Origin of the sequence: Streptomyces sp. NBC_00210 (genome assembly GCF_045160975.1) — a bacterium.
Lineage (GTDB): Bacteria > Actinomycetota > Actinomycetes > Streptomycetales > Streptomycetaceae > Streptomyces.
The window spans coordinates 7400996-7420057 of the sequence record NZ_CP108120.1 but is presented as its reverse complement, the minus strand read 5'-3'; the positions used below and the strand labels follow the sequence as shown (position 1 = coordinate 7420057).

Below are 19062 nucleotides of genomic sequence, written 5' to 3'. Positions count from 1 at the left end.
CCAGGTGCGCGTTCCCCGGCTGCGCGGTCCGTCGGCGTGGCTGCGGGTGCACTGTCCGACGGCGTAGCTACGGGTGCGCTGTCCGAGGGCACAGCCCGGGGGCCCACTGTCGGTGCGGGGTCCCCTCACGCACACTGGAGGGGACACTGCTCGCTGGCCCTTCGAGGCAGGACGAGGAGGCGCTGCATGCGGATTCCGGCCGACCGGCCGAAGCTGCGGGAGACGCGGGGGCGACGCGAGCGGTGGGAGCCCACGCAGTGGGTGCGGTCGTCTCCACGGGGACGGGGCGTGGCCGCGGTGGCGGCCGGTGCGCTGCCCGCGCTCGCCTTTCCCGAGCCGTCGCTTTGGTGGTTCGCGTATGTCGCCCTGGTGCCGTGGATGCTGCTCGTTCGGTCCGCGCCGACGGGCCGCCGGGCGGCGGTCGAGGGCTGGCTGGGCGGCATCGGCTTCATGATCGCCGTACATCACTGGCTGATCCCCAGCCTCCATGTGTTCATCGTGGTGCTCGCCGCGCTGCTGGGGCTGCTGTGGGCGCCCTGGGGCTGGCTGGTCAGGTCGCAGCTTTCCGGGCTGCCGTCACCGGCGCGGGTCTTCGTGGCTCTCGCGGTGGTGCCGTCCGGCTGGCTGATGATCGAGCTGGTCCGGTCCTGGGAGGGCCTGGGCGGCCCCTGGGGTCTGCTGGGAGCGAGCCAATGGGACTTCTCCCCCGCCCTGCGGGTCGCGTCGGCCGGTGGCGTATGGCTGGTGAGCCTGCTGGTGCTGGCGGTGAACACGGCGGTCACCGTGCTGGTGGCGATGCCGCATGCCCGTAAGGCGGCAGTGGGCGGCGGCGTCCTCTGTGCGCTGACCACGACCGCGGTCTGGATCTGGGTTCCGCAGCCCGAGCAGTCGGGCCGGGCCCGTATCGCGGTGGTGCAGCCGGGCGTCGTCGACGGCGTGGACGGCGCCGAGCGCCGCTTCGACCGAGGCGAGCAGCTGACCCGCGAACTGGTCGGCAAGAACATCGATCTGGTGGTCTGGGGCGAGAGCAGCGTCGGTGCGGATCTGCGCGAGCGCCCCGACCTCGCGGCCCGTATCGCCGTACTCTCGCGCGCGGTGGGCGCCGACGTACTGGTCAATGTGGACGCCCGGCGCAAGGACGGTTCGGGCCGGGCCGGGATCTTCAAGAGCTCCGTCCTGGTGGGCCCGCAGGGTCCGACCGGTGACAGCTACGACAAGATGCGGCTGGTCCCCTTCGGCGAGTACATACCGGCGCGTTCACTGCTGGGCTGGGCGACCTCGGTCGGCAAGGCCGCGGGTGAGGACCGGCTGCGCGGCACCCGCCCGGTGGTGATGGTGCTGCCCGGCGAAGGCGATGGCGGGCTGCGGCTCGGGCCCCTGGTCTGCTTCGAGTCGGCGTTCCCCGACATGAGCCGGCGGCTGACCCGCGACGGCGCGCAGCTGCTGATCGCCCAGTCGGCGACCTCGTCGTTCCAGGGGAGTTGGGCGCCGGAGCAGCATGCCTCGCTGGCGGCGCTGCGGGCCGCCGAGAGCGGCCGGCCCATGGTGCATGCGACGCTCACCGGCGTCAGCGCGGTGTACGGGCCGGACGGCAGCCGGGTCGGCCGCGCGCTGGGCACGGACAGCAATACCGCCGCCGTGTACGACGTGCCGCTGGCCAGTGGCACGACGCTGTACGTCAGGTACGGCGACTGGCCCGTGTACGGGGCGCTCGCCGTCCTCGCGGCGCTCTGCGCGGCCGAGGGCGCGCGCTTGTTCAGGCGGCCTGCTCCAGGGCTCGCAGCACCACCCGTTCGCACAGCTCGTGAGTCCTCAGCGCGTCCTGTGCGCTGAGGAACTTCCCGGCGCGCACGGCATCGACGAAGGCCAGCACGCACTGCTCGATGCCGCGCTGGCGGGCGACCGGCACCCAGTCGCCGCGCCGCCGCAGGGTCGGCTGCCCCTTGTGGTCCACGACCTCGGCGAGATTGCGGACCTCGCGCTTGGTGTCCTGCCCCGAAACCTCGAGGATCTCCTCGGTGGAGCCGCTCATCCGGTTCATCGTCCCGATGGCGGTGAAACCGTCGCCGGACAGCTGCAGCACGACATGGTGCATGAGGCCATCGACGATCCGGGCCCGTACGTCGGTGTGGTCGACGGGTCCGGGGACGAGGAAGCGCAGGGTGTCGACGACATGGATGAAATCGTCGAGCACAAGCGTGCGCGGGTCCTCGGCGAGGCCGACGCGGTTCTTCTGCATCAGGATCAGCTCGCGCGGGTGCTCCAGGCACTGGGCGTAGCCGGGCGCGAAACGGCGGTTGAAGCCGACGGCGAGGCTGGTGCCGCGCTCCTCGGAGAGTCGCACCAGCCGCTCGGAGTCGGCCAGTTCGTACGCCAGTGGCTTGTCGACATACGTCGCCACACCCGCCTCGAGGAGTCGGGTGACGACCTCGGCGTGCACGGAGGTGGGGGCGTGGACGAAGGCCGCGTCCAGGTTCTGGGCCAGCAGCGATTCGAGGTCGGCGTGGCACCGCTCGGCCGGGATGTGATGGATCGCGGCGATCCTGGCCAGTGTTGCGGGGGTGCGGGTCTGCAGATGCAGCTCGACCCCCGGCAGAGTGGTGAGGACGGGCAGGTAGGCCTTCTGCGCGATGTCGCCGAGCCCGATGCAGCCGACCTTCACAGGAGCCTCCCTAGCGCCGTGTCACTCGCCCGTGCTGTGCCTGGTCAGCATACGTGCGCCGGGGCGGCAGGCTGCTGCGCGGAATGCTCGCCGAATAAGCCCTGGCGGCGCTCCGCCCCCGTGTTCCAGGATGGCCGCCATGACCACATCCGAACGCACCGAACCCTCCACCACCGCGGGCGAGCGCGAGATGCTGGAGGGCTGGCTGGAGTACCACCGCGAGACCCTCGAGTTGAAGTGCGCGGAGCTGAGCGACGAGCAGCTTCGCGAACTGTCCGCGCCGCCTTCCGAGATATCGCTGCTCGGCCTCGTACGGCACATGGCGGAGGTCGAGCGGCACTGGTTCCGCAAGATCCTCGCCGGGGAGGACGTCGAGTGGCTCTACTCCAACGAGGACAGGGACGGGGACTGGCACATCGGCGAGCAGGACACCTATGCCGAGGCGCATGCCGCCTGGCAGGCGGAGATCACCCGGGCGCGTGAGCTGGCCGCGGCCCACGGACTCGACGACATCGGGGTGGGCAAGCACCGCGCCGGGAAGACCTTCAATCTGCGCTGGATCCTGACGCACATGATCGAGGAGTACGCACGCCACAACGGCCATGCCGACCTCGTCCGCGAGCGGATCGACGGGGCGAAGGGCCTCTGACGGTCACGGCGTCACCCGTGCGGGCCATTGTGTGCCCGTATGACTGCCAACGCGCCCCACGCACACCAGAGTTGCGCGGGTGCACCGAACAAGAACCACTACGAAGGTCCTGGTAGGGATGGCCGCCTGGGCAGCCGCGGCCGGGTGTGTGACCGTGCAGGCACGGCCCGCTCCCCCGGCGCCGCCTCCCAGCGGCCGCCCTGCCGAGGTCGTGGAGCCGCAGATCGTGCAGGGCCCGGCACACGAGGTCCTGGAACCTCCCGCCGTGGACGCGACCATCGCTCCCCCGCCGCAGCCCGCCGCCGAGCCTCTGACGCGCGAGCGGCCAGGGCCCCGGCCGGCGAAGCCGAGAGCCGCCGAGCGGCCTGCCCCGCCACCCGTGCCGCCAACGCCCCCCGTGCCACCGGCACCGGTCGTCGGGCCGGACATCTGCGCGCTGGGCGAGAGCTACGGCCACTGGCGTCCCGACAGTCCCGAGGCCCGGATCTGCCCGCAGGTCTATGCCAGGAACCGGGGGTGAGTTCACTCGCCCCGCAGGGTCCACTCCAGCCGGTCGATCGCGGCGCGGATGCCGTCTGCGTATCCGTCGTCCCCCAGGGCATCCGCCGCCGCGCGCGCCCGGTCGAGGTGGATCCGCGCGGCCCGGGGGCGCTGCAGCTTCACATAGTCGGCGGCGAGATTGAGATGGAGCGAGGGATAGAAAGCCCGCACGGCGAGTGCCGCCCGGTGCTGGGCCAGCCGCTCCTGGCTCAGCCCGTCCGCCGCGGCGAGCGCCCGCAGATCCCAGGCGAGCTCATCGCCGGGATCGTCCTGGGTGTCGGCCAGGTAGTGCGCGAGTGTGCAGCGGTGGAGCGGATCGCCCGCCTCGCCGATCTCCGACCAGAGAGCGCCGAAGCGATTGCGGGCCTCCTCGCGGTCACCGCCGTGCAGCAGCATGACCGCCTGCCCGATCCGGGTCGTCACGGCGTCCTCCGACGCCTCCTGCTGCTCCATTACTGCGGTCTCCCACGTCCGAGCGGCGCACAGCGGTCCGCGGCGTCAGCCGCTGATGTCGACGCCACGGAACACGACGCTATCCGCCGACTCCGACAATGCCGCACAGGCTCGGGCAGCGGCCCGAGCCTGTCAGCCAGGTGCGCGAACGCTCGACCGGGGACTCGGCCGGGGTCCTCAGCCCAGGTCGGGGATGCGCCAGTCGATGGGCTCGTGCCCCTGGGCCGCGACCGCCTCGTTGATCTGCGTGAAGGGGTGCGAGCCGAAGAACTTCTTCGCCGAGAGCGGCGAGGGGTGCGCGCCCTTCACGACCACATGCCGCGTCTCGTCGATCAGGGGCAGTTTCTTCTGCGCGTAGTTGCCCCACAGGACGAACACCGCCGGGTCGGGCCGCGATGCCACGGCGCTGATCACCGCGTCCGTCACCTTCTCCCACCCCTTGCCCTTGTGGGAGTTGGCCTCGCCCGCCCGCACCGTCAGCACCGCGTTGAGCAGCAGCACACCCTGCTTCGCCCACGGCATCAGATAGCCGTTGTCCGGGATCGGGTGGCCGAGCTCTGCCTGCATCTCCTTGTAGATGTTCCGCAGGGACGGCGGGGTCTTGACGCCCGGCCGCACGGAGAAGCAGAGGCCGTGCCCCTGCCCCTCTCCGTGGTACGGGTCCTGGCCGAGGATGAGGACCTTCACCTGCTCGTACGGCGTGGCGTCGAGCGCGGCGAAGACCTCCTCGCGCGGCGGGTAGACCGGCCCCTTGGCCCGCTCCTCCTCGACGAACTCGGTGAGCTCCTTGAAGTAGGGCTTCTGCAGCTCTTCGCCGAGGACGCCGCGCCAGGACTCGGGCAGCATGTCGGTGTCGGTCACGTCAACAACCTCCGGAATGGGACCAGTTCTCGAGAAGAGAACCTACCGGCGGGCACTGACAATCGGACTACCAGCTGGCCCTTCCCGCTACCAGCTGGCCTTCCGGTAGAGCTCCCACATCTGCATGACGGTCTGCGGGTCGAGGGCGAGTTCGCCGCCGCCGATCTCCTCGCTGGAGGCGACGTACAGCTTGCCCTGCCACAGCGGCAGCAGCCGTACATCGTCGACGAGGATCTCCTGCGCCCTCTCGAACTGCTTGGTGACCGCTCCGCGGTCGCTCTCGCGCCGGGACGCGGGCAGCAGCTGGTCGGTGATCTCGGGGCTGTCGTACGGAATGTTGAGCACGTTCTTCTGGCCGACGAACGGCGCCACGAAGTTGTCCGGGTCCGGGAAGTCGGGGAACCAGCCACGCCCGAAGACGGGGTACTCGCCGGCCTTGTAGCCCTTCTGGAAGTCCTTCTCGGGCCGGCCCTGCACCGTGATCTTGAACAGCCCGGAGGCGTCCAGCTGACGCTTGATCTCGGCGAACTCGGGCGTGGCGGCGGAGCCGTAACGGTCGGAGGAGTACCAGAACGTCAGCGCCACCGGCTTGCTGATGCCCGCTTCCCTGAGGATCTTGCGCGCCTTGGTCACGTTCGGCTCGCCGTACCGGTCGAAGAACTCGGTCGTGTGGCCGGAAATGCCCTTGGGGACCATGGAGTACAGCGGCTCGGCCGTACCCTGGTAGACCTTGCCGACCAGCGCGCCGCGGTCGACGACCTGGGCGATCGCGCGCCGCACGGCAAGCTTGCCCGCCATGGGGTCCTTGGTGTTGAAGACGAGGTAGCGGATGTCGGCGCCGACCGTCTCGACGAGCTGGAGACCGTCGTACTCCGGCTTCTTCGACTGGAAGTTGACGACCTCCTGCGCGGTCAGACCACGGTAGATCGCGTCGATCTGCTTCTTCTTCAGGGCTTCGACCATCGTGTCGGAGTCCCCGAAGTAACGGATGGTGACGGCCTTGTTCTTGCGCTTCGCGAACCCCTGGTACTTGGAGTTCTCAACGAGCACAGCCTGCTTGCCCTTGTCGTACGAATCCAGGACATAGGGGCCCGAACCGGTCAGCTTGCCGTCCTCGCGGAGCTTGTCCGACGGGTACTCCTTGGGCGGGACGAGGGACATGGCGGGCGTGGCCAGGATGAACGGGAACGTGGCGTCCGGCGCCTTGAGGCTGAACTTCACAATGCGGTCGCCGGTCGTCGTGACCTTGTCGAGAGAGCCGAGCAGACCGTTGGGGCCACCCTTCACATCGATCGTCTGTATCCGCTCGATGGAGTGCTTGACCGCCGCGGCATCGAGCTTGTCGCCGTTGGAGAAGCTCAGCCCCGGCTTCAGTTCGCATTCGAAGAGCTTGTTGCTGGCGTCCGTGAACCGGCAGGACTTCGCGGCGTCGGGCTGCGGCGCGGTGCTGCCGGACGGGAAGCTCAGCAGCGTCTGGAAAACATTTCGCATCAATTCCCACGAGCCGTCCCAGGCAGCGGCCGGATCGAGAGTCGTGGGTTCGCTCATCGTACCGACCGAAATCTTCTGCTCACCCTGGGTGTCCTCGTCCGAGAACACGCCACATCCGGCCAGCAGAGATATGGACGCTAGGGCTGCAGCGGCCTGCAGACTGGTCCGGTAGAACACGTGCACGCTCCTCGTTCAGCCATGGGTCGGCCGACCATACCGCAGCGCCCTGCCGGGTCAATATGGAGGCCCGGCAGGGCACTTGACACATTTAGGAACAAAACGCCCCAGGGTGCTCAATGCACTCCGGCATTGAGGAAGATACCCCCATCAACGACCAGCGTCTGCCCCGTGATCCAGTCCGACTGGTCGGAGGTGAGGAAAGCGGCTGCTCCACCGATGTCCTCGGGTACGCCGAGCCTGCCCAGCGGATAGGCCGAAGCCGCCTCGGCCTCCCGGCCCTCGTACAGCGCCTGGGCGAATTTGGTCTTGATCACCGCGGGGGCGATCGCGTTGACCCGGACGACCGGCGCGAACTCGTGCGCCAGCTGCAGGGTCAGATTGACCATGGCCGCCTTGCTCATGCCGTAGGCGCCGATGAAGGGCGAGGGGGCGATACCGGCGACGGAGGCGATGTTCACGATCGCGCCGCCGTTCTCCTTCTGCCAGGCCTTCCAGGTCTGCTGGGCGAAGCCGAGCGCCGAGATCACATTGGTCTCGTAGACCTTGCGCGCCACGTTCAGGTCGAGCTCGGCCATCGGGCCGAAGACCGGGTTGGTGCCGGCGTTGTTGATCAGGAAGTCGACCCGGCCGAACGCCTCCATGGTGCGCGCCACGGCCGCCGCCTGGTGGGCCTCGTCGTGGGCCTTGCCCGCGACACCGATCACCCGGTCCGCGCCGAGCGTCTCGACGGCCTCCTTGAGTGCGTCCTCACCGCGGCCGGTGATGCACACCCGGTCGCCGCGGGCGACGAGCGCCTCCGCGATGCCGTAGCCGATGCCCCGGCTCGCGCCGGTGACCAGCGCGACCTTCCCGCTGTCCTGTACTTCTGCAGTCATGTCCCTCGTCTCCCGATTCAGTTGAGCGGTCCGCCGGCCACGTACATGACCTGGCCGGAGACAAAGCCGGCCGCATCGCCCGTGAAGAAGGCGATGGCGTTGGCGATGTCCTCGGGGTACCCGACGCGCTGGACCGGGATCTGGGTGGCGGCCGCTGCCTGGAACTCCTCGAAGCCCATACCGACACGGGCGGCGGTCTGGCCGGTCATCTCGGTGACGATGAAACCGGGGGCAACGGCGTTGGCGGTGATGCCGAACTTGCCGAGCTCCTTGGCGAGGGTCTTGGTGAAGCCCTGCAGACCGGCCTTGACGGCGGAGTAGTTGGCCTGGCCACGGTTGCCGAGGGCGGAGCTGGAGGAGAGCGAGACGATACGGCCGAATCCGGCGTCCACCATGTGCTTCTGACAGGCCTTGGCCATCAGGAACGCGCCCTTGAGGTGCACGTTCATCACGGTGTCCCAGTCGGACTCGCTCATCTTGAAGAGCAGGTTGTCGCGCAGCACGCCCGCGTTGTTGACGAGGATCGTCGGAGCGCCGAGCTCGGCGGCGACGCGCGCAACCGCGGCCTCCACCTGGGCGCTGTCGGACACGTCGCAGCCGACCGCGATGGCCTTGCCGCCGGCTGCGGTGATCTTCTCGACGGTGTCCTTGCAGGCCGCCTCGTCGAGGTCGAGTACGGCTACGGCGCGGCCCTCGGCCGCCAGCCGCACAGCGGTGGCGGCGCCAATGCCGCGCGCCGCCCCGGTCACGACAGCGACACGCTGCTCGGTGGTGGACATGCTGGTTCTCCTCGCCCTTGGATGCGGCTCACCCCGTACGTCCCACGTCCGGGGGTGAGCGACCGCTTAGTACCTTCAGCAGACGAGACGCTAGAAGCCCTGGCACCCGGTGTCAACGGCCCACCGGGTGCCCCCGGTCACTTACTTCACCAGCAACGCGAGCAGCCGCTCCACCTCGGCCTCCGGATCGGCCGTGAGACCGGTGTGCACCGGACCCGGCTGCACGACGGTCGAGCGCGGCGCGATCAGCCAGCGGAAGCGGCGGCCCGCGTCGTCGCGGGCCGCCTGGCCCGCGTCCTCGCCGCCGCGGCAGACACCCTCGACGGCCCGCAGCGCGGCCCGTACACCTGTCACATCGGCGCGTGGGTCCAGCGCCTTGAGCTTCGTCTCGTCCAGATGCGTACGGGCGGCGACAAAGGACTTGGCGCGGCAGTAGACCACCACGCCGGCGTTGAAGTACTCGCCACGCTCGACGCGCGGCACCACGCGCAGCAGCGCGTACTCGAAGACATCGCGCTTGCTCACTTGGCGCCGCCCCTCCCGGACAGCCAGCCGGGGGCCCGCGAGGGCCTGTCCTTGGTGGGCGCGCCCAGCGTGATGCGCGTGTGGATGTCGGCCGCACGCGGCAGCAGGGCCTCGACATAGGCGCGGCGCAGGGCGTCGGTGTTCGCGAAGCCCGGCTCGTCGACCAGCCACTCGTCGGGGACGTCGGCGGCGATCTTGGTCAGCAGTTCCTCGGTGACCAGCGGCGCGAGCTCGGCGGCCGCGGCCGCGATGTCCGGCTCGAAGGGAGCCAGCGCGTGGTCCGAGGCGTCGTACGGCTTGGCGGCGGAGGCCATGGCCCCCGGCCAGTTGTGGTGCCAGATCATCGTGGCCCCGTGGTCGATGAGCCACAGGTCGCCGTGCCACACCAGCATGTTGGGGTTGCGCCAGGAGCGGTCGACGTTGTTGATCAGCGCGTCGAACCAGACGACCTTTCCCGCCTCGGCCGAGTCCACCTCGTAGGCGAGCGGGTCGAAGCCGATCGAACCGGGCAGGAAGTCCATCCCGAGGTTCAGCCCGCCGCTCGCCTTCAGCAGCTCCTGCACCTCCTGGTCGGGCTCGGCGAGACCGATGACCGGGTCGAGCTGGATGGTGACCAGCTCGGGCACCCGCAGCCCGAGCCGCCGCGCGAGCTGTCCGCAGATGACCTCGGCGACCAGGGTCTTGCGGCCCTGTCCCGCACCGGTGAACTTCATGACGTACGTACCGAGATCGTCGGCCTCGACGATGCCCGGGAGCGAGCCGCCTTCACGCAAGGGCGTGACGTAGCGGGTCGCTGTGACTTCGGAGAGCATTTCCCCACAGTACTTCGGGGCACGTCTCGTGATCGCTCGGATTTTCGCTTGTCAGGGCCTGCCCGGGCATGACAAGGATCCCCTATGGATGCCCAGGGATTTCCTCGTCAGTTAGCCCGCACCAGGCGCTTCTCGCTCGGCGTCCCCCAGCACTTGACGGTCTCGCCGGACGGCGCGCGTGTGCTGTTCGTACGGACCACGAGCGGCACGGACGCGGTGAGCCGGCTGTGGCTGTACGCACAGGGCGCGGAGCGGATGCTCGCCGATCCGGCGTCGCTGGGCGGCGAAGGGGACGTGCCCGCGGCGGAGCGGATCCGCCGGGAGCGCGCCCGGCAGACGTCCTCGGGAGTGGTGTCGTACGCGACCGACGGCCAGGCGCTGGTGGTGGCCTTCGCGCTGGGCGGCGAGCTCTGGACCGTGCGGACGGACGGCGGCGCCCCGCGCACGATCGCGACCGCGGGCCCGGTCGTCGACCCGCGTCCGTCGCCGGACGGCGCCTCGATCGCGTACGTCACCGGGGGCGCACTCCGTGTCGTACGGACCGACGGCACGGACGACCGGCTGCTGGCCGCGCCGGAGGGGCCCGAGGTGACCTACGGTCTCTCCGACCATGTGTCCGCGGAGTCGATCGGGCGGGCGCGCGGCCATTGGTGGTCGCCGGACGGGGACGCGCTGCTGGTCGCGCGGGTGGACAACTCGCCGGTGCAGCGCTGGTACCTCGCCGACCCGGCGAATCCGACGAAGCCGCCGAGGTCCATGCCGTATCCGGCGGCGGGGACGGCGAACGCGGACGTGTCCATGCACATCGTGCGGATCGACGGCGCGCGAAGCGGGACGGGCGTCCCACCGGCCGGAGGCTCAAGCCGTGTGGCGGTCGAGATCCCCGCGGTGGCGAGCGAGCACCACGTGGCCGTGGCGAGCGAGCGCCGCGTCGCCGAGTGGACCGATCCCGCCTTCGAGTACGTCACGGCGGCGTCCTGGGACAGCCACGGCCCGCTGATCTCGGTGCAGACCCGCGACCAGCGCTCCGAGTACGTCCTGGCCGTGGACCCCACGACCGGAGCGACTCAGCTGCAGCGGCACGCCCGCGACCAGGCGTGGGTGGCCCTGCTGCCGGGCACCCCGCTGCGTCTCCCGTCTGGCGCGCCCGTCATCCCCTGGTGCCGCAAGGACACGCAGGGTCTGCGCATCGGGAACCGCTTCACACCGGCCGGACTCGAAGTGCGCGAGGTGCTCGGCGCCGTGGGCGAAAGGGTCTTCTTCACGGCGAGCGAGGAGCCGACCGAGATCCATGTCTGGTCCCACGACCCCGCCACCGGCTTCGTCCGCATCAGCGACGGTCCCGGCGTCCACACCGCGGCCGTGGGCGGCGACACCATGGTCTTGGACAGCTCGACGGACGAAGGCCGGACCGTGACCGTGCTGGACGATGGCAAGCCGGCCGGGCAGATCTCCGTGCTCGCCGAGGAGCCGCTGGTCACTTCCCGGCCCCTCTTCCTGTCCCTGGGCAGGCGCGAGCTGCGCAGCCAGCTCTTCCTCCCGTCGTGGTACGAGCCCGGCTCCGACAGGCTGCCGGTGCTCCTCAGTCCGTATTCAGGACCTGCCACCCAACTTGTGGTGCGGGCGCGCGGCTGGTGGACGGCCGTCTCGCAATGGTTCGCCGAGCAGGGGTTCGCCGTACTCGTGACGGACGGCCGCGGTACCCCCGGCCGGGGCCGGTCCTGGGCGAAGGCGATCCACGGCGACCGGCTGACGCCGGTACTCCAGGACCAGATCGACGCGCTGCACGCGGCGGCCGAGCGCCATCCGGATCTCGATCTGGACGCGGTGGCGATCCGCGGCTGGTCGTACGGGGGCTATCTCGCGGCGGGCGCGGTGCTGCACCACCCGGAGGTCTTCCACGCGGCGATCGCGGGCGCCGCGCCAACCGACCGGCGACTGTACGACACCCACTGGGAGGAGCGATTCCTCGGCCACCCGGACGTACTGCCGGAGAACTACGAACGCAGCTCGCTCGTCCCGCACGCACACAAGCTCTCCCGTCCGCTGCTGCTGGTGCACGGCGTCGCCGACGACAATGTGGTCCTCGCCCATATGCTGCGTTTCTCCGCCGCGCTGCTGGCCGCGGGCCGTCCGCACAGTGTGCTGCCGCTCTCCGGAGCCACGCATCTGGTCACCCAGCAGGACCAGGCAAGCAATCTCCTGCTCCACGAGATCCGCTTTCTTGAGAATTCCCTGAGGACGTGAACTCTTCGCTCCGCCATCCCGTACAACATCAGGAACCGGCCGCTGGAGGGCCGGCCAGGGACCGTGAGAGCAAGGGAGCCAGCATGACCGGATCGCAGGGACCGTCGCGCACCGTCACGCGCCGCACCGTCGTCGCCACGGTGGGCGGAGCCAGTCTGGCTGCCGTGGCCCTGACCGCATGCGGCAGCTCGGACGACGGCGGGCAGTCGGTGGCCGACAAACCGGCCGACAAGTCGGCCGGCGGAACGGACGGCGGAACAGACAGCGGCGCCGCGGGCAAGGAGCTCGCCAAGACCGCGGACATCCCCGAGGGCGGCGGCAAGGTCATCGGCGATGTGGTGGTCACACAGCCGAAGGCGGGCGAGTTCAAGGCGTTCTCGTCCAAGTGCACGCACCAGGGCTGCGCGGTGAAGGGCATCTCGGACGGCGTCATCAACTGCCCGTGTCACAACAGCGAGTTCAGTGTGGAGGACGGCAGCGTCAAGAAGGGGCCCGCGACCTCTCCGCTGCCGCCCGCCTCGATCACTGTCGACGGCGGCTCGATCATGCTCGCGTAGTACGGCGGGGCCGTTTCCAGGCGGCCAGCACATCGTCGGTGGTGGCGATCGTGGCCACCAGGGCGAGCGTGTTGCGGACCATCGCGGGGGTGTAGTCGGCGGGCACCCCCGCGATGGCGTCATGCGGAACCACCGCCGTATAGCCGAGGTTGACCGCGTCGAAGACGGCGTTGGGGATGGCAACGTTCGCCGAGACCCCGGTGATGACAAGGGTTCGGCAGCCGAGGTTGCGCAGCAGCGCGTCGACGTCCGTGCCGGAGATGGGCGACAGACCGTGCAGCCGCCGTACGACGATGTCCTCGTCCGCGACCTCGATCGGTGGCGCGATCCGTACGGCCGTCGTGCCGGAGAGCTGCTGGACGGGCAGCCGGGCAGCCGCCGTGAAGAGGCGGGCATTGTGGTTGGCGCCGCGTCCGTCGGGACGCCGCTCGGCCACCGCGTGCATGACCTGCACATCCGCCTCATGGGCGGCCGCGACCAGCCGGGCGACCTTGTGGAGTGCGCCGGATGACCGTGCCTGCGCGGCGAGTTCGGGCAGCGCGCTGTCCTTGCCGACAACGCCTTGCTGGCACTCGACGGTGAGCAGCACCGTGGTGACCGGGTCGAGCTGCGTCGCGAGCTGTTCGAAGGACGGCACGACGTCCCCTCTCGTCAGGAAGCACGGGCGAAGCGCCGGGCGCGTGACGGTAACCGCCATTGCGCGATGACGGAAGAGCCTCCATGATTTCTGACACACAGTCAGCTTCACCGAGGGGGGCCGCGTATGACCGTCACACAGCGCCGGGGCCGTCGCATCATGATGACGCCCGCCGAGCTGGACGAATTCCTGACCCAGCAGCGCACCTGCCGCGTGGCCACCGTCTCCCCGGACGGCCGCCCGCATGTCAGCGCGCTGTGGTTCGCGTGGGACGGCACGTCACTGTGGCTGTACTCGATCACGCGCAGCCGCCGCTGGGCTCAGCTGCGGCAGGATCCACGGCTCGCGGTGGTGATCGACGCCGGGGAGGAGTACGGGGACCTGCGCGGCGTCGAGCTCTCCGGCACGGCGGTGTTCGTGGGCGAGTCACCGCGCACGGGGGAGCCGTGCCCGGAACTGGACGTGCCGGAGGCCCTGTTCGCACGGAAGAACTTCGGCCTGGACGAGATGCCCCACGACGGCAGACATGCGTGGCTACGGCTGACGCCGGACGCGATTGCGTCGTGGGACTTCAGAAAACTCGCGTCACTGTGACGTGCTGCCGCCACGGACGTCCGAATCCGGCCGCGATCCCGGCCCGACCTGTGAGGGCCATACGGCGTCAGGCGGTCTGACCGGCAGGCGGGGACGACCCCTCCCGCCCCGCCGCCCGGCGCAGCGCCGCGACCGACGCCCTGATCGACGGGCGGCGGTCGGCGTCCGTCCGCCATACCGCGTAGATGTGCCTGCGCATCAGCTGCCGTACGGGTACGAGCCGCACCCCGTCGGGCACCCAGCCCCGTCCCAGCCTGGGTGTGACACACACGCCGAGCCCCGCCTCGATGAGCGCCAGCTGTGTGTGGTGCTCCTCCGCCATGTGCGCGATCCGCGGCTCGAAGCCCTTCGAGCGCAGCGTGAACATGAGCCACTCGTAACAGAATTCACCTTCCGGCCAGGACACCCAGTCGTCGTCGGCGAACTCCTCCAGATCCACCTCCGCCCGGCCCGCCAGCGGATGATCCGCCGGCATGGCGACGTCGGGGATGTCGTCGAGGAGATGGGCCTGCGCGAGCCCGCCGGGCACCGGCAGCTTCTTGTTGCTCCAGTCGAGTACGACCGCCAGGTCGAGGTCGCCCCTGATCACTTCCCTGATCGCCTGCTCGGGTTCCAACTCACGTGAACGGACGCGCAGTTCGGGGTGGTCGCTGCGCAAGGACGTCAGTGCCGCGGGCAGCAGTCCGCGGGCGGCCGTCGGGAAGGCTCCGATCCTGACCTCGCCGACGACCTGCCCACGTTGTGCCTCGATGTCCGACTGGGCGAGCTCGACCTGGGACAGGATGCGCGCGGCATGGTCGGCGAGCAGCTGACCGGCGTCGGTGAGCCGCACCCCGCGTCCGTTCTTCGCCAGCAGCTGCTGGCCCACCTCCCGCTCCAGCTTGGCCATCTGCTGGGAGACGGCCGAGGTCGTCACATGCAGTCCGTCGGCCGCCCCGCTGACCGAGCCGTGGCGGGCCAGCGCGTCCAGTGTCCGCAGGCGCTCCAGATTCAACATGTAAGCGATACTAAGCGAATGGAGCAAATAATTCTCGCTTGTCCTACGAGATTGGAGCGGCCAGGGTAGACGGCATGAGCACCGTCGCCCCCTCCCGGGCCGCCACCTCCCCCTCCCCCGCGCCCACCGACTCCGTACGCCGTCGCCTCGACTGGCGCATCCGTTTCGCGCTGCTCTCCACCGTGTGGGGCTTCAGCTTTCTGCTCATCAAGGTCGGCACCGGCGGCTTCGCCCCCTTTCAGGTCACCTTCGGCCGGCTCTTCTTCGGGACGGCGGTGCTCGCCGTCGCGATGGTGGTGCGACGCGACCGGCTGCCGCGCGGGATCCGCACCTGGATGCATCTCGCCGTGGCCGCGTTTCTGCTCAACGCACTGCCGTTCTCGCTGTTCGCCTACTCCGAGCTGACGATCCCGTCCACGCTCGCCGGCATCTGCAACGCCACCTCGCCGCTGTGGGGCATGGTCCTGTCCCTGGTCGCGCTCTCCGAAGACCGGCCCACCCGCCGCCGGGTCGCCGGACTCGGCATCGGCTTTCTCGGCGTGCTGACCGTGCTCGGCGCCTGGCAGGGCTTCTCCGGACTCGACTTCGGCGGCACTGCGATGGCGCTGCTCGCCTCGCTGAGCTATCCGGTCGGCTGGATCTACGTCCGTCGCACCCTGGCCGGCAGCAGCCACTCCCATCTCTCACTGACGGGGGCGCAGCTGCTGCTCGCCACGGTCCAACTTGCCGTGGTAACACCGTTGTTCACCACCCTGCCGACCTCGTTCCCGCTGCTTCCGCTGCTGGCGGTTCTCGCGCTCGGCACGCTGGGTACGGGCTTCGCGCTCCTCATGCAGTACGGCCTGGTCGCCGAGGTCGGCCCGACGACCGCGCAGATGGTCACGTACTTCATTCCGGTCATCGCCACGGCGGCGGGTGTCGCGGTCCTGGGCGAGCAGCTCGGCTGGAACACCCCGGTGGGCGCGCTGATCGTCCTGGCGGGCGCGGCCCTGACCCAGAGCAGACCGAAGGCGCCCACCGTCACTGCCGCTGCAGCCGCTCAGCCGTAGCTGCGCGCGGGCCCCGGGCCGGCCGCGGCCGCCACCGCGTCGGCGACCGGCCCGATGTCGTCCATCGACAGGCCCGAGACGGTGAGCCGGACGCCCGGGGGCGCGGACATCCGGAACCGCGCCCCGGGCGCGACGGCAAACCCCGCGTGCAGCAGCCGCGCCACGGCGCCGGTCTCGTCGGGTACGGGCACCCAGACGTTCATGCCGCTGCGGCCGTGCGCCTCGATGCCGCGCTCGGCCAGTGCCCGTACGAGCGCGTCGCGCCGTTCTCCGTACGAGCGCGCGACCGCCGGCGGATCCACCGCACCCGAGGTCCACAGCTGGACGACCGCGCGCTGCAGCAGCCTGCTGACCCAGCCGGGACCGAGCCGCTGCCGTCCCATGACGCGATCGACTGTGACGGCGTCGCCGGTCAGTACGGCGACACGCAGATCGGGGCCGTACGCCTTGGCGGTGGAGCGTACGAGCGCCCAGCTGTCCGTGACCCCGGCGAGGGGGTGCAGCGGCAGGTCGACGATGGCGTGTCCGTGGTCGTCCTCGATGAGCAAGGTCCGAGGGAATCGGGCGAGCACGGCCCGCAGTTCACGCGCGCGTGCCTGGCTCACCGCGGCGCCGGTGGGGTTCTGCGCCCGGTCGGTGACGATGAGCGCGCGGGCGCCGGCCGCGAGCGCCCTTTCCACCTCGCTCGCCAGCGGCCCGTCGTCGTCGAGCGCCACGGGAACGGGCTTCAGCCCCAGCGCCGGCACCAGGTCCAGCAGACTGCCCCAGCCGGGGTCCTCGACGGCGACCATGTCACCGGGCTTGAGGTGCGCGGCGAGCACGCGCTCGATCGCGTCCAGCGATCCGGAGGTGACGGCGACCGGCCCGTCGGGCACGCCGTCGGCGTCCATTGAGGCGCGGGCGAGCCGGGCGAAGTCCGCGTCGACGGGAACCTGTCCGTACAGACCGGGTTCCTGCGCATTGCGCCGGGCCGCGGCGGCGAGCGCGTCGTGCAGCGGTGGCAGCAGCGCGGGGTCGGGATTCCCCTCACCCAGGTCCCGTACGCCGGGCGGGGCGTCGACCCGGATGGTCCCGCGCGCGGTACTGGCCGGCCGCGGGCGCACCCGGCTGCCTTTTCGTCCGGCGGTCTCGATCACTCCACGCTCGCGCAGCGTCCGGTAGGCGGACGCGACGGTGTTCGGGTTGACCCCCAGCTCTGTCGCCAACTCCCGCATGGGGGGCAGCAGTTGACCCGGTTCCAGCTCACCGGCGCCGACCGCGCGCTCGACGCTGGCGGAAATCTCCGATGCACGACGCCCAACGATCCGATACTCTCCTAGCACAAACAAGATTATGCACTAGTGCAATGGAGTACGCAATGCCGGACGCTTACGAGCCGACCGAACGCACCGTCCCCACGCGTGCGAAGGAACGCGCCGCGTACGACCGCGAGCTGGTCCACTCCATACTGGACGAGGCGTACGTCTGCCACCTCGGCTTCGTCCGCGACGGCGCGCCGGTCGTCCTGCCGACGCTCTTCGCCCGCGTCGACGACCACCTGTACGTCCACGGCTCGACGGGCTCCCGCCCCCTGCGCATGGCGGCCGAACCGGACCCGGGCCTCGCGGTCTGTCTGACGGTCACCCACGTCGACGGCCTGGTCCTGGCACGCTCGGCCTTCCACCACTCGCTCAACTACCGCTCGGTCGTGGTCCACGGCACGGCTCACCAGGTCACCGACCCGACCGAAAAGCGCACGGCTCTCGACGCCCTGGTGGACCACGTGGTCCCGGGCCGCTCCCGCGACTCCCGCCCCGCCAACGCAAAGGAGCTCGCGGCGACGGCGGTCCTGCGCCTGAACCTCACGGAGGTCTCGGCCAAGCTCCGCACGGGCGGGCCGAACGACGACCCCGAGGACACGGCGCTCCCGTACTGGACGGGAGTGGTCCCGCTGACGACCCACCAGGGAACCCCGATCCCTGCGCCTGACCTGGACGCGTCGATTGCGGTCCCGGACTACCTGCGGGCCGGCTGAGGCGATCAACGGGCGGATCAGGAAGCGGCAGAGAGTGCGGGACAAGCCCGCCACAGGCGACCTTGTCCCGCACACCTCGCTACCTTCGCGTCTCCGCCACCGCCAACCCCCCGACCGCCCCCAGCAGCAGCAAGGTCCCCCCGACCGTCGCCCCGGTCACCCGCTCACCCAGCGCCGTCACCGCGATCACCGCCGCGCTCACCGGCTCGAGCAGCATGATCACCGAGACCGTCGCGGCCCGCACCACCGCCGCACCCGCGAAGTACAGCGCGTACGCCAACGCCGTCGGCACCGCCGCCACATACGCCAGCAGCCAGACCACACGCCCCAGTTCCGCCGTGTGCGGCAGCAGCCCTTCGCCGAGGGCCATCGGCAGCAGTCCCACCGCGCCGATCGCGAACGCCCACGCCGTCGTGGCGAGCGAATCGCCACCGCCGTCCCGCCCCAGCCACCGTGTCAGCAGCGTGATCGCCGCATACCCGGCCGCCGAGAGCAGGGCGAGCGCGACGCCGAGCGGCCGTACCGTCCCGCCCTCACCGCCCAGTACGAGGACGAAGAGACCGGCCAGCGCCCCGGTGACGGCGACCACGCCGCCCCGCCCGAGCCGCTCGCCCATCGTCAGCCGCGCGCCCACCGCAATGAGGACCGGCCCAGCGCCCAGCGTGACGACCGTGCCCACCGCGAGCCCGGTCGCCTGGACGGCACCGAAGTACGCGCTCTGGAAGAGGGTGAGCCCGACGCCCGTAGCAACAATCCGCAGCAGCCGACGCCGCCGCGGCTCGGCGGACAAGGCCCCGAGGGACACGGCCCCACCGGCGGGCCCCGTACGCCGCGCCCGCACCGCCAGCGCACCCAGCAGCAGGACAAGTCCCCCGGCGCAGCGCCAGAAGGACAGCGCGAGAGGGCCGAGATCGCTCGCTTCGAAGACCAGGGAGGCAGCCGCGCCCGCGGTCCCCCACGCGACTCCGGCGAAGATCAGATAGATGAGGCTCCGCCCGACGGACACACCGACGGCAGGAGCGCAGGAAAGATTCGACACGTGACTTCTCCGTGTGAAGAACGGGATGGATGATCGCTCGGCTCCGTCACGCGGGCAGCGACGAACCGCTCGGGAACACCCCGAGCCCGGTCTTCGTCAGA

The 19062-nt window shown here is 70.4% G+C and carries 20 protein-coding genes; 8 read left to right on the top strand and 12 right to left on the bottom strand.

Features of this window, described 5'->3' with window-relative positions; translation table 11 throughout:
• Positions 1 to 186 precede the first annotated feature (186 nt).
• Positions 187 to 1833, top strand: coding sequence for an apolipoprotein N-acyltransferase (gene lnt / locus OG729_RS33645; RefSeq protein WP_405809678.1), 1647 nt, complete (start codon positions 187 to 189; stop codon positions 1831 to 1833).
• Here the strand turns inward: lnt and OG729_RS33640 are convergent.
• Positions 1757 to 2662, bottom strand: a complete 906-nt coding sequence (locus tag OG729_RS33640; protein WP_405809677.1) for a Gfo/Idh/MocA family protein — start codon at positions 2660 to 2662, stop codon at positions 1757 to 1759. The genes lnt and OG729_RS33640 overlap by 77 nt on opposite strands.
• Before the next feature lie 130 nt (positions 2663 to 2792).
• Here OG729_RS33640 and OG729_RS33635 point away from each other — a divergent pair, with 130 nt between their 5' ends.
• Together OG729_RS33635 and OG729_RS33630 are read left to right on the top strand one after the other, a co-directional pair.
• Positions 2793 to 3311 (top strand): DinB family protein, encoded by a 519-nt coding sequence (locus OG729_RS33635; protein ID WP_405809675.1) that lies wholly within the window; start codon positions 2793 to 2795, stop codon positions 3309 to 3311.
• Positions 3312 to 3429: 118 nt separating this feature from the next.
• Positions 3430 to 3831 carry a hypothetical protein gene (locus OG729_RS33630; RefSeq protein WP_405809673.1) on the top strand — a complete coding sequence of 134 codons (402 nt, stop codon included), beginning with the start codon at positions 3430 to 3432 and terminating at the stop codon, positions 3829 to 3831.
• A 2-nt stretch (positions 3832 to 3833) separates the two neighbouring features.
• On the opposite strand, the gene OG729_RS33625 is transcribed toward OG729_RS33630, so the two are convergent.
• The 7 genes from OG729_RS33625 to OG729_RS33595 all read right to left on the bottom strand — a co-directional run bounded on the left by OG729_RS33625 (position 3834) and on the right by OG729_RS33595 (position 9827).
• On the bottom strand, positions 3834 to 4304 hold the full coding sequence (locus tag OG729_RS33625) for a hypothetical protein (protein ID WP_360883303.1): 471 nt from the start codon (positions 4302 to 4304) through the stop codon (positions 3834 to 3836).
• 177 nt (positions 4305 to 4481) lie between these two features.
• Entirely contained in the window at positions 4482 to 5165 is a 684-nt protein-coding gene (locus OG729_RS33620; RefSeq protein WP_404728063.1) for a uracil-DNA glycosylase, read from the bottom strand.
• An 87-nt stretch (positions 5166 to 5252) separates the two neighbouring features.
• Complete coding sequence (locus OG729_RS33615) at positions 5253 to 6833, bottom strand: ABC transporter substrate-binding protein (RefSeq protein WP_360883297.1); 1581 nt, start codon at positions 6831 to 6833, stop codon at positions 5253 to 5255.
• A 116-nt stretch (positions 6834 to 6949) separates the two neighbouring features.
• Positions 6950 to 7711 (bottom strand): SDR family oxidoreductase, encoded by a 762-nt coding sequence (locus OG729_RS33610; RefSeq protein ID WP_360883294.1) that lies wholly within the window; start codon positions 7709 to 7711, stop codon positions 6950 to 6952.
• A gap of 17 nt (positions 7712 to 7728) precedes the next feature.
• The gene (gene fabG / locus OG729_RS33605; protein WP_360883291.1) at positions 7729 to 8490 is read right to left on the bottom strand and encodes a 3-oxoacyl-ACP reductase FabG; all 762 of its coding nucleotides are present in this window, start codon (positions 8488 to 8490) and stop codon (positions 7729 to 7731) included.
• Positions 8491 to 8631: 141 nt separating this feature from the next.
• Positions 8632 to 9015 carry a DUF3037 domain-containing protein gene (locus tag OG729_RS33600; RefSeq protein WP_405809670.1) on the bottom strand — a complete coding sequence of 128 codons (384 nt, stop codon included), beginning with the start codon at positions 9013 to 9015 and terminating at the stop codon, positions 8632 to 8634.
• Positions 9012 to 9827: a HipA family kinase gene (locus OG729_RS33595; protein WP_405809668.1), complete on the bottom strand. Its 816-nt coding sequence runs from the start codon at positions 9825 to 9827 to the stop codon at positions 9012 to 9014. Before OG729_RS33595 ends, OG729_RS33600 begins: the two co-directional genes overlap by 4 nt.
• 84 nt (positions 9828 to 9911) lie before the next feature.
• Here OG729_RS33595 and OG729_RS33590 point away from each other — a divergent pair, with 84 nt between their 5' ends.
• On the top strand, positions 9912 to 12074 hold the full coding sequence (locus OG729_RS33590; RefSeq protein WP_405809667.1) for a prolyl oligopeptidase family serine peptidase: 2163 nt from the start codon (positions 9912 to 9914) through the stop codon (positions 12072 to 12074).
• A gap of 83 nt (positions 12075 to 12157) precedes the next feature.
• Entirely contained in the window at positions 12158 to 12631 is a 474-nt protein-coding gene (locus OG729_RS33585) for a Rieske (2Fe-2S) protein (RefSeq protein ID WP_405809665.1), read from the top strand.
• Here OG729_RS33585 and OG729_RS33580 read toward each other — a convergent pair.
• Positions 12618 to 13268 (bottom strand): isochorismatase family protein, encoded by a 651-nt coding sequence (locus OG729_RS33580; RefSeq protein ID WP_405809663.1) that lies wholly within the window; start codon positions 13266 to 13268, stop codon positions 12618 to 12620. The two genes, OG729_RS33585 and OG729_RS33580, sit on opposite strands and share 14 nt — an antisense overlap.
• A 126-nt stretch (positions 13269 to 13394) precedes the next feature.
• Between OG729_RS33580 and OG729_RS33575 the strand changes: the two genes are divergently transcribed.
• A complete protein-coding gene (locus OG729_RS33575; protein ID WP_405809661.1) occupies positions 13395 to 13862 on the top strand; it encodes a pyridoxamine 5'-phosphate oxidase family protein in 468 nt (155 codons plus the stop codon).
• Between the two features lie 67 nt (positions 13863 to 13929).
• Here OG729_RS33575 and OG729_RS33570 read toward each other — a convergent pair whose 3' ends face one another.
• Positions 13930 to 14859: a LysR family transcriptional regulator gene (locus OG729_RS33570; RefSeq protein WP_405809660.1), complete on the bottom strand. Its 930-nt coding sequence runs from the start codon at positions 14857 to 14859 to the stop codon at positions 13930 to 13932.
• 74 nt (positions 14860 to 14933) lie between these two features.
• Between OG729_RS33570 and OG729_RS33565 the strand changes: the two genes are divergently transcribed.
• Positions 14934 to 15908, top strand: coding sequence for a DMT family transporter (locus OG729_RS33565; RefSeq protein WP_405809658.1), 975 nt, complete (start codon positions 14934 to 14936; stop codon positions 15906 to 15908).
• Here the strand turns inward: OG729_RS33565 and OG729_RS33560 are convergent.
• The gene (locus OG729_RS33560) at positions 15899 to 17230 is read right to left on the bottom strand and encodes an aminotransferase class I/II-fold pyridoxal phosphate-dependent enzyme (protein ID WP_405809656.1); all 1332 of its coding nucleotides are present in this window, start codon (positions 17228 to 17230) and stop codon (positions 15899 to 15901) included. The two genes, OG729_RS33565 and OG729_RS33560, sit on opposite strands and share 10 nt — an antisense overlap.
• Before the next feature lie 23 nt (positions 17231 to 17253).
• On the opposite strand from OG729_RS33560, the gene OG729_RS33555 reads away from it, so the two are divergent.
• On the top strand, positions 17254 to 17922 hold the full coding sequence (locus OG729_RS33555) for a pyridoxamine 5'-phosphate oxidase family protein (RefSeq protein ID WP_405809655.1): 669 nt from the start codon (positions 17254 to 17256) through the stop codon (positions 17920 to 17922).
• A gap of 79 nt (positions 17923 to 18001) precedes the next feature.
• Here the strand turns inward: OG729_RS33555 and OG729_RS33550 are convergent, their stop codons facing one another.
• A complete protein-coding gene (locus OG729_RS33550) occupies positions 18002 to 18961 on the bottom strand; it encodes a DMT family transporter (protein WP_405809654.1) in 960 nt (319 codons plus the stop codon).
• Positions 18962 to 19062: the final 101 nt, after the last annotated feature.